Annotated in this window: 13 protein-coding genes and 1 tRNA gene; 8 read left to right on the top strand and 6 right to left on the bottom strand. The window is 64.1% G+C overall.

The features are described from left to right. The first annotated feature begins 1 nt into the window (after position 1). The 3 genes from ACFR9U_RS00260 (at position 2) to ACFR9U_RS00270 (ending at position 1,714) form a co-directional block, all read left to right on the top strand. Positions 2-349: a lycopene cyclase domain-containing protein gene (locus ACFR9U_RS00260; RefSeq protein ID WP_247377680.1), complete on the top strand. Its 348-nt coding sequence runs from the start codon at positions 2-4 to the stop codon at positions 347-349. Positions 350-536: 187 nt separating this feature from the next. Next, positions 537-1,043, top strand: a complete 507-nt coding sequence (locus ACFR9U_RS00265; protein ID WP_247377682.1) for an HTH domain-containing protein — start codon at positions 537-539, stop codon at positions 1,041-1,043. A gap of 200 nt (positions 1,044-1,243) precedes the next feature. Beyond that, complete coding sequence (locus ACFR9U_RS00270) at positions 1,244-1,714, top strand: DoxX family protein (RefSeq protein ID WP_247377684.1); 471 nt, start codon at positions 1,244-1,246, stop codon at positions 1,712-1,714. 27 nt (positions 1,715-1,741) lie between these two features. Here ACFR9U_RS00270 and ACFR9U_RS00275 read toward each other — a convergent pair whose 3' ends face one another. Beyond that, positions 1,742-1,945, bottom strand: a complete 204-nt coding sequence (locus ACFR9U_RS00275; RefSeq protein WP_247377686.1) for a winged helix-turn-helix domain-containing protein — start codon at positions 1,943-1,945, stop codon at positions 1,742-1,744. A 1,231-nt stretch (positions 1,946-3,176) separates the two neighbouring features. Then, a tRNA-Val gene (locus ACFR9U_RS00280) sits at positions 3,177-3,251 on the bottom strand. 290 nt (positions 3,252-3,541) lie between these two features. On the opposite strand from ACFR9U_RS00280, the gene trpD reads away from it, so the two are divergent. Genes trpD through trpG form a run of 4 tightly spaced genes read left to right on the top strand, consistent with a single transcriptional unit; the run spans position 3,542 to position 7,459 of the window. Beyond that, positions 3,542-4,543 (top strand): anthranilate phosphoribosyltransferase, encoded by a 1,002-nt coding sequence (gene trpD / locus ACFR9U_RS00285; RefSeq protein ID WP_247377688.1) that lies wholly within the window; start codon positions 3,542-3,544, stop codon positions 4,541-4,543. Next, positions 4,540-5,181, top strand: a complete 642-nt coding sequence (locus ACFR9U_RS00290) for a phosphoribosylanthranilate isomerase (protein ID WP_247377690.1) — start codon at positions 4,540-4,542, stop codon at positions 5,179-5,181. Before trpD ends, ACFR9U_RS00290 begins: the two co-directional genes overlap by 4 nt. Then, entirely contained in the window at positions 5,178-6,845 is a 1,668-nt protein-coding gene (gene trpE / locus ACFR9U_RS00295) for an anthranilate synthase component I (RefSeq protein ID WP_247377693.1), read from the top strand. The genes ACFR9U_RS00290 and trpE overlap by 4 nt, the downstream gene beginning before the upstream one ends. Beyond that, complete coding sequence (gene trpG / locus ACFR9U_RS00300) at positions 6,842-7,459, top strand: anthranilate synthase component II (RefSeq protein WP_247377696.1); 618 nt, start codon at positions 6,842-6,844, stop codon at positions 7,457-7,459. The genes trpE and trpG overlap by 4 nt, the downstream gene beginning before the upstream one ends. Positions 7,460-7,473: 14 nt before the next feature. Here the strand turns inward: trpG and ACFR9U_RS00305 are convergent, their stop codons facing one another. Beyond that, a complete protein-coding gene (locus ACFR9U_RS00305; protein WP_247377698.1) occupies positions 7,474-7,689 on the bottom strand; it encodes a hypothetical protein in 216 nt (71 codons plus the stop codon). Between the two features lie 533 nt (positions 7,690-8,222). Here ACFR9U_RS00305 and ACFR9U_RS00310 point away from each other — a divergent pair. Continuing rightward, a complete protein-coding gene (locus tag ACFR9U_RS00310) occupies positions 8,223-11,375 on the top strand; it encodes an adenosylcobalamin-dependent ribonucleoside-diphosphate reductase (RefSeq protein ID WP_247377700.1) in 3,153 nt (1,050 codons plus the stop codon). 78 nt (positions 11,376-11,453) lie between these two features. Here the strand turns inward: ACFR9U_RS00310 and ACFR9U_RS00315 are convergent, their stop codons facing one another. From ACFR9U_RS00315 to ACFR9U_RS00325, 3 genes are all read right to left on the bottom strand, one after another. Beyond that, entirely contained in the window at positions 11,454-12,131 is a 678-nt protein-coding gene (locus ACFR9U_RS00315; protein ID WP_247377702.1) for a helix-turn-helix domain-containing protein, read from the bottom strand. A gap of 62 nt (positions 12,132-12,193) precedes the next feature. After that, the gene (locus ACFR9U_RS00320; RefSeq protein WP_247377703.1) at positions 12,194-12,490 is read right to left on the bottom strand and encodes a HalOD1 output domain-containing protein; all 297 of its coding nucleotides are present in this window, start codon (positions 12,488-12,490) and stop codon (positions 12,194-12,196) included. Between the two features lie 159 nt (positions 12,491-12,649). Then, positions 12,650-14,125 (bottom strand): molybdopterin-dependent oxidoreductase, encoded by a 1,476-nt coding sequence (locus tag ACFR9U_RS00325; RefSeq protein ID WP_247377705.1) that lies wholly within the window; start codon positions 14,123-14,125, stop codon positions 12,650-12,652. Positions 14,126-14,349: the final 224 nt, after the last annotated feature.

Consider the following 14,349-nt stretch of genomic DNA (forward strand, 5'->3'; position numbering starts at 1 on the left):
TGTGCTTCCGGACATCACCGTCTTCGGTCGGTACACCTACCTGGTGACTGAACTGCTCTGGGGAACCGTCGCCATCGTCCTGGTGACGTACGCCGGCGTTGCCAGGGAGGCGCTCCGAACGACTGCCGTCCTCTACCCCTTCGCGTACCTCTGGGACTGGTACACCCTCGAAGTCGGCGTCTTCGTCATTCCGCTACGGACGGGGATCGAACTGCTGGGCATCCCCATCGAGGAACACATCTTCATGCTCGTCGTCCCCGCCATGGTCGTCGGCACACACGAAACTCTCCAGCAACTCCTCGATCAACCAACGTCCAGAGATTCCGAACAGTCAACTGCAGAAACATAAGTTGGTTTCCGTACTCGTTCTGTCGGATCGGTATGTTTATTTATTCCAGGTAGAGTTCTTACATTGTAGCGAGTTTTCGCGGCCTGCGTGACATTATATCAGTGAAAGGGGTCCTATGTGGTATTATATCTATTAAAGCAACGCTTTAGGGAGATCAGCGACCATCTACTGATGGGAGGGGAAACCCATGGAAGCAACTACGAACTCCGATTCGATTCGTCTCGAACTTTACGTACGGACACTGTCACCATCTGGTGCACGGGCCCGTCAGGAAGCGGTTCTCGAACGCCTCCAGCGCCTCGAGGACGAGGGCCACATCGACGACTTCTACGTGAAGGTTTGGGGCAAACAGATCGACCCGACGACCAGAGCCGCGGACACGGACCAGGGGCAGTTCATCCTGAACCGGATCGCGGAATTCAAGCAGTGGGCGCTAGCCGAGAACACCACGCTGGAGTCGTTCTACCAGACCCACGAGCAGTCCTCGTCGATCACCGGCGAGGACCATACCAAGATCGTGCTCCCGAAGATGGGGCTCGCCGAGTACCACGGCAGCGAACTCGAACAGGTCGCCCCGTGCACGACTGGTGACGACGTCTACAGCATCACGGACCATCTCGACGAACTCGAACGTCGGCTCGCCGGCCCCTCGGCCGCCGAGCAGGCGACAGTGTCGCCCGTCGCAGAAGAGTGACGCTGCTTCCGCGGGTGGTTCCGTTCGTCTTCTTATCCTTTCAGTCCACGATCAGTCGAGACTCTGTTCCCGCCAACCGCCAGGTCCCGCTGGGGACGCACCGATAGCCATCCGATGGATTGGTCGCAGCGACTGTGCTACTAATCGACACTACGTCGCCGAAACACCGTTGCTCCGTCTGACCGATTCGCGCGTGTACGATGCTATCTACTCGTTCGTCGTGGGTGCCGCTGCCCCTCCGCATCGGTATCGGGACGATCATGACCATCCACGGGCTGGGGAAACTCGGCGTAGGACCCCTCGCATCCCCCGACGGCGTCGCCGGGTTCGCCGGGTTCCTCGCGTCGCTCGGGGTTCCGCTCGCCCTCGTGACGGCCTGGTTCGTGACGCTGGTCGAGCTGGTGGGTGGTGTGCTGTTGCTCGTCGGCCTGTTCGTCCGGTACGCGGCCGTGTTCATCGCGGGCGACATGGTCGTCGCCACGCTGCTCGTCCACCTCCCCAACGGCTTCGCCGTCTCGGACGGGGGCTACGAGTTCACGTTGCTGCTCGCACTCGCGTCGGTTTCGCTCGTGCTGAGCGGTCCCGGCGTCCTCTCGCTCGAACGGGCGCTGCTGGGCGGCGAGTACGTGCCGCTGTCGTCGTCGGGAACGACCGAGGAAGGGACTGCGTGACCAGTTGCGACCAGGACAATATCGGAATCACCGAGGATCGTCGCGGAGTTCGTAGAGCCCTGTTGGGTCGTGAAATTTCTGCACGTAATCAGCTGCGAGAAGAACGTTGAGCCGGTTGTGAATGTGCTGACGGGAGTAGGTCGTCTCGTCAGCAAGATACCCGACTGTACACCGCCCCTCGGCTAAGAGATCGAGAATTGCGTCGTCGGCAGCCGTGAGGTCAACCGGCACTGTTACGTTCTCACCGATGAGCGCAATCCGTTTTACCGGTTTGGGTTCACTGATTGATTGTTTACTATTGCAGTAGACATATAGTAAAATCCTTTGCGTGACTTTACGTACGAAAAGGTGAGGAGTGTGGTCCTGGGGTCACGAGAAAGTGGCCGCCTGCTGGCACAGGCGACCGCGCTTCTCGGGTCTGAGAAGCATGTCGAGAAAGAATCTTGAGAGGCAAAACTTTGACTCACGCATCGTTTGTGATGGTGGTACCAATCGTCGGTATCGCAATCCCGAGTTCCTCTTAGAGCAGTATGTGGAACAAGGAAAGACGTTAGAGGAGATCGCAAATCTTTGTGATGTTACATCTGTGACGATAAGGCGGTGGCTCGAACGTCACGATATTGAACGTGAACCACTGTATACTCGCCGTGAGTGGCTCGCCGAACAATATATCGAACGTCGACGTTCCTCGAACGAGATCGCGGAATCATGTGGTGTCTCTCCAAGCACGATCAGACGATGGCTCGATAGACACGAAATCAGCCGTAAACCTCGGTACAAGAAACGTGACTGGCTTTACGACCAGTATGTAAGTGAGGGTCGCCATCAAGATGATATCGCTGCGGAATGTGATGTCGCAAAAACCACAATCTGCCATTGGTTGGGTCGTCACGGCATCACGGATGGGGGATCACTGAAACGGACTCATTGTGCGGAGTGCGGTGATCCGTTTCGATATTATCCCTCGGTTCGCGATGGCGAATACTGTTCGAACGACTGTGCAAACGGACAGCGTAGTAGACAGATCCAAATGACATGTCCATCATGTGAGGAAACGTTCGAACGGCGAGCGTCGCTGGACACCCAGTATTGCTCGATGGCCTGCTGGGGTAACGGATATCAAACTGAGACGGAGGGATACTATTCGACGACCTGGTTTAAACAACGGGAGAAAGCACTCGAACGTGATAGTTACCAATGTACAGTGTGTGGAATCAGTGACGAAGAACACGTTCGCCGATTTGGTCGCGGACTCGAAGTCCATCACAAAGTCCCAGTGAGGGCATTTGCCGCATGGGATAAGCCACCAGCAGATGCTCACGTACTACGAAATCTGACAACTGTCTGCCGCACACACTATCCTGATGCACCGGGAACAACTGTAGAACCCAGTGAGGAGGCCAATAGCCTCGAATAACAACTCCCCATCTAACGGGCTGGAAATGTAAAGAAAATTACGAGATGGGTTCGGACGGATTTGAACCGTCGGCCTCCTCCATGTCAAGGAGGTGTCGTAACCAGTCTAGACCACGAACCCTTGCTGCTTGCACTCAAGCGTAATCGGCAGTGGTAATTGAAGGTTTCGGATTCGTCATCGGCGTGCCGTCTGCCAATCAGGACCATGGAAGAGGTGTAGTCAGGAATTGCGGGTTTGTTTGTACGCGAGCGACTTTGTCGCTCGCGCTTTTTTGGTCCAGATTTTTTGATGGGGGTTGAGCGCTCGCCTGCGGCGAGCGCGATGCCCCCATGAAAAAAGGTGGTCCGAAGGGATTAAGTTGATGTACGGATTTGTACATCGTAACACAGACTAGTTCATTGGTGACCACAATGCAGGACTACATAGAACGAGTGACAGAGGGCGAGGATCTCACGCTCGAAGAGGCGCGGGAGGCGGCGACGCTCGTCTTCGAGGGGGCGACGGAGGCACAGATCGGGGCGCTGCTGTCGGCGCTGCGAGCCAAAGGCGAGACCGAGACCGAGATCGCCGGGTTCGCACAGGGGATGCGCGCAGCTGCACGAACAATCGAACCGGAGCGGACGCCGCTGGTGGACACCTGCGGCACCGGTGGCGACGACTACAACACGATCAACGTCTCGACGACGAGCGCCATCGTCGCCAGCGGGGCAGGGGTTCCCATCGCCAAGCACGGCAACTACTCGGTGTCCTCGTCGTCCGGGAGCGCGGACGTCCTGGAAGTCGCCGGCGTCAACGTCGAGGCCGAACCGCCGGCAGTCGAGGACGCGATCGAGAGCAGCGGGATCGGGTTCATGCTCGCGCCGGTGTTCCACCCGGCGATGAAGGCGGTCATCGGGCCGCGGAAGGAGCTCGGCATGCGGACCATCTTCAACATTCTCGGGCCGCTGACGAACCCCGCGGGCGCAGACGCGCAGGTACTCGGCGTGTACGACCCCGACCTGGTGCCGCTCATCGCCAACGCGCTGAAACACATGCCCGTCGAGCACGCCATGGTCGTCCACGGCTCCGGACTGGACGAGATCACTATCCACGACGAGACGACCGTCGCGGAAGTCCAGGGGACCGACGTCGAAGAGTACACCATCGAACCGGCGGATCTGAACCTCGAACGGGCCAGCATCGAGGCCGTCGCGGGCGGCACGCCCGAGGAGAACGCGGCCGACCTCCGTGGGATCGTCGAGGGCGACGTGAACGGGCCGAAACAGGACATCATCCTCGCGAACGCCGGGGCGGCGATCTACCTCTCCGGCGAGGCGGACTCGCATCGCGAGGGCGTCGAGGTCGCGCAGCAGGCGATCGACTCCGGGAGCGCCGCCGAGCAGCTCGCCGAGTTGTGTTCGGGGCAGGCATGACGCGGACGAAGATCTGTGGGATCACGCGCGAGACGGACCTCGACGCGGTCGTGGACGCGGGCGCGGACGCGGTCGGAGTCACCGCGGCCGTGTCGGTCGACACGCCGCGAGAGGTCTCGGTCGACCGCGCAGCGGACCTGATCGCTGCTGTCCCGCCGTTCGTCACGGGCGTTCTGGTCACCATGCCCGAGACGGTCGCGCGCGCTGTCGAACTGGTCGAAGCCGTCGAGCCCGACGCCGTCCAGCTCCACGGCACCCTCGACCCAGACGAGATCGCTGCGGTCGGGCGGGACGTGCCCTCGAAGGTGATTGCAGCGATCGACGCTGAGAGCGACTCGATCGAGGCGTACGCCGCGGCGGCCGACGCACTGCTCGTCGACTCCGTGGACGAACAGGGCGGTGGCGGGACGGGCGAGACGCACGACTGGGATCGCACGCGCGAACTCGTCACCGACCTCGACGTGCCTGTCGTGCTGGCGGGAGGGCTGACGCCGGACAACGTCGCCGCGGCAGTCGAGACGGTCGAACCGTTCGCAGTGGACGTGGCGAGCGGGGTTGAGCAGGAGGGCGGCGTGAAAGACCAGGCGGCAGTACAGGCGTTCGTCGAGCGGGCCACGCGCGCCCGGGTGGAAGCATGATGGACACGTCGCGCGAGGAGTTCGTCGAGCTGGGAGACGAGGCACGAAGCGAAGGCGAGCGACCGGCCGTCGTGCGCGTCGCCGCGGACCTCGACGTGGACGTCGAACCGCTCTCGGCGTACGCCGCGCTGACCGGGCGCACAGCCGAGGCCGACCCCGCTCCCTACGCGTTCCTGCTGGAAAGCGCCGAGAAGGTCGCCTCCAGCGACCCCGACGGAGCGTTCGCACCCTCGATGGAGGAACGCCACGCCCGCTACTCGTTCGTCGGGTACGACCCCGAGGCCGTCGTGACGGTCGACGCCGACGAGACCACGGTCGAGACGTTCGACGACCGCTACGCCGATTACGTGACGCCGGACCGAGACGGCGACACCGTCGACAGTCTGCGCGGGGCGCTCCCGGACGCGACGCTCCGGGGGTTCAACGGCGAGGACCGCCAGCACCTCGACGGCGGACTCGTGGGCTTTCTCTCCTACGACGCCGTGTACGACCTCTGGCTCGACGAGGTCGGCCTCGACCACCCGGACTCCCGATTTCCGGACGCTCAGTTCGTCCTGAACACCAGGACGCTCGTCTTCGACGACATCGACGACACCGTCTCGCTCGTGTTCACGCCCCTCCTGACGCCGGGCGAGGACGCCGGCGACCGGTACGACGAACTGCGTGCGGAAGCGGACCGCGTCGCCGACCTTCTCGCAGGAGACGTGCGCGTCGAGACAGGCGGCTTCGCCCACGAGCGCGACACGGCCGGCCCGCGCGAGGAGTACGAGGACGCCGTCCGCACCGCCAAAGAGCACGTCCTCGACGGCGACATCTACCAGGGCGTCATCTCCCGGAAACGCGAGCTGTACGGCGACGTCGATCCGCTCGGGTTCTACGAGGCGCTGCGCGCGGTCAACCCCTCGCCGTACATGTACCTCCTGGGATACGACGGGATGACGGTCGTCGGAGCGAGTCCGGAGACGCTCATCTCCGTGCGCGGGCGGGACGTGATGTCCAACCCCATCGCGGGCACCTGCGACCGCGGATCGAGCCCGGTCGAGGACCGCCGGCTGGCCGGCGAGATGCTCGCAGACGGGAAGGAACGCGCCGAACACACGATGCTGGTCGACCTCGCACGCAACGACGTGCGGCGCGTATCCGAACCGGGGAGCGTCCGCGTCGAGGAGTTCATGAACGTGCTGAAGTACTCGCACGTCCAGCACATCGAGTCCACCGTCACGGGCTCGCTGGCCGCCGACTCGGACCCGTTCGACGCGACGCGGGCGTCGTTCCCGGCGGGAACGCTCTCGGGCGCACCGAAGATCAGGGCGATGGAGATCATCGACGACCTGGAACGCTCGCCCCGCGGTCTGTACGGCGGCGGCGTGGGCTACTACTCCTGGACCGGCGACGCCGACTTCGCCATCGTCATCCGAACGGCGACGGTCGAGAGCGGAGACGGCCCCTACACCGACGACCTGGCCGGCGACGCGGACCGCATCACGGTCCAGGCCGGCGCGGGGATCGTCGCCGACAGCGACCCCGCGAGCGAGTACTTCGAGACGGAGAAGAAGATGAACGGCGTCCTCACGGCGCTGGACCGCATCGCCGACGTGGACGTGAGCGCCGACAGCGAACCCGCCCCGGATCGGGCGGCCGGTGCCGAGGAGGTGCAGCGATGACCGCCCACGTCACCGACGCCGCGACCGACAGCGAGGAGAAACGAGTGCTGTTCGTCGACAACTTCGACTCGTTCACCTACAACCTCGTCGAGTACACGAGCGAGCACGCCGAGACCGAAGTCCTCCGGAACACGGCCTCGCTCGCCGACGTTCGCGAGGTCGACCCCGACGCGATCATCATCAGCCCCGGCCCCGGCCATCCGAAAAACAGCCGCGACGTGGGCGTGACGATGGACGTCCTCGACGAACTGAGTCCCGAAATCCCGACGCTCGGCGTCTGTCTCGGCCTGGAGGCCGCAGTGTACGCCTACGGCGGGGAGGTCGGGCGTGCGCCCGAGCCAGTCCACGGGAAGGCATTCGCCATCCAGCACGACGGCGAGGGCGTCTTCGCGGGACTGGACCAGGGCTTCCAGGCCGGACGCTATCACTCGCTCGTCGCGACGCGCGTTCCGGACTGTTACGAGGTGAGCGCCACCTGCGAGAGCGACGGGAACGACCTCGTGATGGGCGTCCGCCATCGCGAGTATCCGATCGAGTGCGTGCAGTTCCATCCCGAGTCGGTCCTGACGGCCGTCGGTCACGACGTCATCGCGAACTTCGTCGACGCCGTCTGAGCCGGCGCGCGCGATCAGCCGGCGGCCAGCAGCGTTTCGATCCCGGGCAGTCCGAGACCGAGAACCTGATTCAGCACCAGCATCGTCCCGAGAACGACCAGCCCGACGATGGCGACCTTGATAGCCAGGCCGATCAGGAATCGGACGAGCATGACGACGCCGACGAGGGCGACCAGCCCCACGACGAGTTCCGGCATCGAGAGCATCTGGCTGAGTTGCAACGCGACCATACTCGAATGTGGTAGTCTTGGGACATAAACGCTGCTGGCCGAGCGAACCGCGCCGTCGAAGCGCTCCTTCTCTCGGGTCGCGAAGTCGATCGCTCGCCCGCCGACAGTCGGCGCCTCGACCGCCGCAATCCCTGCGACGTCTACGGGTTTTGAGACGTTCAGTCGCCATCGGCGCACGACGAGTCGGACCTGTCGTCGCGGGCGCACAAATCGCGGTCGAACCCCCGACGATTTCCACTGGACTCCCACGCCACGTCTGTCGATTCTGTCGTCGGTTGTTTCACTTTCACTTCGGTCTGGTAGGCATTAAGACGGGCCGTCACGTTGCTATCCAGCGTAGACAACAGGCCCGCAGATGGCCATTTGCGAGTACGGACTTACAGAACAGTGACAACTGTGTCGAGCCGGTAGAGCAACCCAAAGAGAAGGGTTATTTAGCGATCAATGAGTACACGAATTCCGCCAGAGATGACAGGTCTGAGGCCCACATATCACCAGAGTATCGTACGCCAGGCAGCAACGGAGGAGCCACTATGAGTCGGAACGAACTGACGGTCGACGAAGTAACACTCCCGATCAAGCGGACGGAGGGGGACACGCTCGAAGAGCGATTGACGGGGAACGCCTATCACAACATTCTGCCCGCGCGCTATCTGCGGAAGAACGCGGACGGCAATCTCATCGAAGAACAGGAGGATCTGTTCGACCGCGTCGCGAAGAACATCGCCCTCGCCGAGGCGGTCTACGAAGCCGACAAACGGGACGAACAGATCACGGTCACGCCCGACCAGCTCAAGCCCGACCACCCGCGCCGCGACGAGCTCGCCGCGGAAGTGTTCGGCAAGGGCGTCGCCGCGGACGACGACGCAGAGACGACGCTCTCTATCTACAACGTCAACAAGTTCGCCTACGACACGCTGGTCCCCGAACTCCCCGCGGACATCAAGGAACACGTCGAGGACACCGCCGAGGAGTTCCAGAACCTGATGGAGCGCCTCGCTTTCATGCCAAATTCGCCGACGCTCATGAACGCGGGCGACGAACTACAGCAGCTGTCGGCCTGTTTCGTCGACTCCCCGGCCGACGACATCGACGACATTCACCAGACCGCCAAGGAGGCCGCGCAGGTGTTCCAGAGCGGCGGTGGGATGGGGTACGCCTTCTGGAAGCTGCGCCCGTACGGCGACGCCGTCGGCTCGACCGGTGGCATCGCCTCCGGGCCGATCACCTTCATGCGGACGTACGATCAGATGTGTGAGACGATCGCACAGGGTGGCGCTCGTCGGGGCGCCCAGATGGGCGTCATGCGCGTCTCCCACCCGGACGTCATCCAGTTCATCCACGCCAAGAACAAGGACGTCTCGCTCGCACACTCGCTGCGCCTCAACGACCCCGACGACTACACCCACACGTCCTTCGCGGACGCCCTGGACGAGGCCCGCGAACTCATCGACGACGACGGCAAGGTGCCCAAGCACCTCCGCAACGCCGTCGAGGGCCACCTCTCGAACTTCAACATCTCGGTCGGCGTCACCGACCGGTTCATGGAAGCAGTCCAGAACGACGAGGAGTTCACGTTCACCAACCCGCGCACCGAGGAGCCCCACGTCGCCACCGAGGAGACCAAGGAACTGTACGAGATGTTCGACCTCGGCGAGTACGTCGAGGTCGGCGAGGTCCTCTCGGTCCCCGCCAACGAGGTCTGGCAGCGTATCGTCGAGGGCGCCCACGAGAACGGCGAACCGGGCATCGTCTTCCTCGAACGCATCAACAAACAGCACTCCTTCGACGTGGAGAAGCACCCGGACCACCAGATCCTCGCGACGAACCCCTGTGGCGAGCAGCCCCTCGAAGAGTACGAGGCCTGCAACCTCGGTCACATCAACCTCTCGACGCTCGCCGCTCAGGAGGGGCCGGACTGGCGCGTCTGGTACGACGAGCACGGCGACGAGTACGACTCCATCGAGGCCGCCGTCGACGCCTTCTTGGAGGAGGCCATCGACTTCGAGGAGTTCGACCACCGCATCGAGATGGGGACGCGCTTCCTCGAGAACGTCGTCACCATGTCGGACTTCCCGGTGCCCAAGATCGAACAGAAGGTCCGCGAGATGCGCAAGATCGGCCTGGGCATCATGGGTCTGGCGCAGCTGTACATCCAGCTCGGCATGGAGTACGGCAGCGAGGCCTCCAACGAGGTCGCCCGGCAGGTCATGACCCACATCAACCACGGCTCGAAGTGGGCGTCCCACGAACTCGCCGAAGAGCGCGACGTCTTCGACGAGTGGGACAACTCGAAGTACGCCGACCCCACGGAGTACCGCGAGTGGTTCGAGAAACAGACCGGCCTGGACGCCGACGACTGGGCGGACGGCTTCCCGGTCCGCAACCACAACACGACCACCATCGCACCGACCGGCACGACCTCGATGGTCGGCAACACCACCGGCGGCTGTGAGCCCATCTACAACGTCGCCTACTACAAGAACGTCTCCGACGACGTCCAGGGCGACGAGATGCTCGTCGAGTTCGACGACTACTTCCTCCGGACGCTGGAGGCCAACGACTTAGACGTCGAGGCCGTCAAGGAAGAGGCCCAGGAGCAGATGGCCAACAACGAGTTCGACGGCCTGGAAGGCCTCGAAACGGTGCCGGACGCCATCGGCGAACTGTTCGTCACGACCGGCGACCTCACGGCCAAGCAGCACGCAGCCATCCAGTGTGCCTGCCAGGAGGGCGTCGACTCGGCCATCTCGAAGACGGTCAACGCGCCCAACGACTCCTCGGTCGAGGACGCCGCGGACGTGTTCGAGTACATCTACGAACACGGCGGCAAAGGCGTCACCTACTACCGCGACGGCACCCGCTCGAAGCAGGTGCTGACGACGCGCGCCGACAACGCCGAGTTCTCCGAGATGGACGAAGACGAGGCCGCCGAGGTCCTCACCGAGCAGATCGAGGACATCTTCGGCAGCTTCGAGGAGTTCCTCGAACACGAGGGCGTCCGGGCCGAGGTCGACACCGAGGTCGAGGACCTGTTCGACTTCGAGGCGGCCAAGTACGCCGAGAAGCGCTCGCGACCGGCCGCACTCCGGGGCGTCTCCCAGCGCATCGACACCGGCTACGGCAAGGTGTACGTCACCATCAACGAGGACCCCGCGACGGGCGAGCCGTTCGAGCTGTTCGCGAACATCGGTCACTCCGGCGGCTTCACCAACTCCTTCACCGAGGCGCTGGCGAAGGTCATCTCGACGGCGCTCCGCTCGGGCGTCGATCCGGTCGAGATCGTCGACGAACTCCAGGGCACCCGATCGCCGAAAGTCGCCTGGGACAAGGGCGAGCAGATCCAGTCCATCCCGGACGCCATCGGTACGGCGATGCGCCGCTACCTCGACGACGAGGTCGACAAGCCCTACCCCAAGCAACAGACTCTCGACGAGACCGCGACCGAGGTCGCCGAAGACCCGAACGCCGACGCCGCGACGAACACCGGCTCCGGCGCGCCCGAACCCGACGGCGGTCCCGGCGGTGCGACAGCGAGTGCCGGCGGTGCCGGCGCCAAAGAAGACGCCACCCAGGACCTCATCGCCAGCGGCGAGAGCCCGGAGTGTCCCGAGTGTGGTGCGATGACGCTGTACTACTCCGAAGGCTGCAAGCACTGCGAGTCCTGCGGCTGGTCGGAGTGCTGAGCGGGTAGAATCCGGCGCGTGTGACACGACGGAGCCAGAACCGATCGCCGACGACTGGTCGGTCGCGCCCGCGCGGCGTTACCGACCGATCGATGCCGGTTGCTGCTGTTTTCGTCCACCAGCGAGCGTTTCGCGCGTGATCGTCTGCTGTGCGCGTCTCAGCCGTTTCGACAGCGCTTGCTGTGAGATGCCGAGTTCGTCGGCCAGTTCGGACAGCGTCGTCTCGCGAGGAACGTCGAAGTACCCGAGCTGCTGGGCGGCGACGAGCGCCTCGCGCTGTTTGTCCGTGAGCAGAAACTGGCCGTCGGCGACCGGCGACTCGGGCGTGCGGAGCCGGTCGAGCGTCACCGAGCAGGTCGCTTCGCGGAGTCGATTCCGGTAGGCCGCCAGCGTCTCGTGGTCGGTGGCTCGGACCCTGAAGGTCCACCCGGTCGCACGGCCGACCAGCGTCAGCACCGTGACGTCCGCATCGATGAGCGTCCCGATGCGGCGTTCGACCGCGGGAACCCACTCGATCTCGTAGAGCGCACCGGACCCGGACGTCGCCCGACACGCGACGCGGCGGGTCGTCGGATCGGCGTCGAGTTCTCGCTCGACGTCGATCGCCGTCCCGACCGCCCAGAGGAACGGGATCGAACTGCCGGACGCGTGTGCGACCGTCCGTTCGGCTTCCAGTACCAAGCCCGGTACCTGCGAAAACGTTTCGGCGAGCGCAAACGCCCGGTGCGGAAGCGTGAACTCCGCGATGACACACATATGCTCGCAATCCTGTCGTTCCCACAAGGGGATTATTTCGGCTTCCTTGCGGGGTTCAGCCCTTACGACTCCCGGATCAAGCAGACTTGCTCAGACTCGGTCCCGTCGACTGTCACCGTGTAGCCAGCGTACGAAAAAGTCAGCGTGCGGCTCGCCGTCCCCGCACGGCCGGGAGCGGGCTCGAAGACTGCATCGACGGCGTCGGGGTCGAGAACGCGTGCGAGCGGTGGCAGCTCAAGGGGATCGGTTTCGTCGACCGTCGCGACCAGGCGGACGACCGCTTCGCTCACCGCCTCGCTCTCGCCGACGACTGTCCGACACTGGTCGTCACCATCGGTAACTACGTCGATTCCTGTCATTGTTGTCAGTACTGTCACTCCACGTTCGCTCACCCTGACTGACCTGGTTGTATGTGAAACGTGTTTATGTGGGGGCTACAGCCCTCTGTGCCCCGTTCACGAGGGTCACGGCAACTGGCGTCGTCGCCGGTTGCCCCGTGGCAGGGACGACGGCGACGGTCAGTCGATCGTCTGTGCGACCCAGCCGGTCGGCCCGCTCGGAAACGCGCCCGACCGCTCGCTGGACTGGCGCGCTCCGGTCCCGTCGATCGCCCGGACGACGACCTCGTGGCTGCCGGTCGGCGGGTCGTAGGCGTAGCGCCACTGCCGCCAGACGTCGTCGCCGGGCAGTTCCGCCGAGAGCGTCGCCTCGGTCCAGGTCCCGCCACTGTCGGTCGAAACCTCGACCGACCGGATGCCACGCGTGCCAGCGTAGGCGTGTCCGCCGACCTCCGTGCGGCCGTCGTCGAGATCGTTGACGGCGTGGAGTTTCGCGACGGTGTTGACCGGGCCCGTGCCGTGCCAGCCGCGTTTCTCCCAGTAGCCGTCCACCTCTCTGTCGAGGATCTCGATCTCCGTGAGCCACTTGACGTTGATCTCGCCCCAGTGGCCGGGGATGAGCGCGCGGGCCGGATGCCCGTGCGCCCGCGGCAGTTCGGTCCCGTTCATGCCGTACGCGAGCAACCCGTTTTCCATCGCGGCGATGGGGAACTCCTCGTAGTAGTCGTCGGCAGCCCGCAGCATCACGCAGCCACACCCGCTGTGGGGGTTCGCCCGCTCGACGAGGTCCATGATCGGAACGCCCGTCCAGAGCGCGTTGTCCATCTTGTGGCCGTTGAGGTCCTCACCGACACAGCGGAGCGTCTCGAACCGATCTTCGGACTGCATGGACGTGAGGTCGTCCAGCGTGTAGGTGACCTCCCGTTCGACCGCGCCCGTCACGGTGAGCGTCCAGTCGTCGCCGTCGACTGCCGGGTTGACGGCGCTGTAGTCGACCTCGTAGAAAGTCTCGCTGACGAGCGGCTCGATGCCCGTGACGCCGAGCGACTTCGCGTCGGCGTCGTCGAGCAGCCGCTGGATCTGCTCCGTGCGACTCAGTGACTCGGGCGTCGTGGTGCGCTGGGTTCCCAGGACGTACCCCCCAGCACTGAGTCCCAGTACCGAGAGCGCAGTCGCGAGGACGGTCCGTCGGTCCTCGTCGATCCCGGTCGCGATCGGAAGTGAGGGAACGGCGACTGCGAGCAACACGACCGCCCCTGCGGCCAGCCCCGCGCCGAGCGAGAGCAGCAGGCTCCCGGTCAGCATCACAGCCATGCCCCAGGTTCCAACGGTCGTCAAGACGACCGGCAGTGCCCGGTTGGTGAGCCACTGGCCGACGAACAGCGACAGCGCGGCGATGGTCGCGATACCGCCGATCACCAGCAGGAACGCAGTCAAGAGGTTGAGTTGTTGGCCGAGGCTCCCCAGCACCGTGATCGCGTACCGGACGACGACGTCCGGCATCACCGTCCGGAGCAAGTCCGCGACCGGCGAGACGACGAACGTCGGGGTGTACCCCGCGACGGCGAACGAGCCGACGACGCCAGCCACGCCAGCGAAGACGCCGACGAGAACCGTCGGGAGCGCGCGCCGCACGAGCGTGACAATTCGTGACATGGCCATCGTGAGAGCTAGGGCGCCAGCGGTATTACGTCCACTGTCGCGCAGCTAACAGTGCACCGGCGATCAGACGGCCTCGTTCCCACCCCACCGGCTCGTCGCATCGACGCTCGGCGGGTCACTGGGCCCGTCGACTGGAATTATACGGGACGCGGGTCGGCAGGCCAGCAGTCGGCCGGACACGTCCAGAACAGTCAAGCACGTTCAACAGCACCACACAC

The organism is Halorientalis brevis (assembly GCF_042678165.1).
GTDB lineage: Archaea > Halobacteriota > Halobacteria > Halobacteriales > Haloarculaceae > Halorientalis > Halorientalis brevis.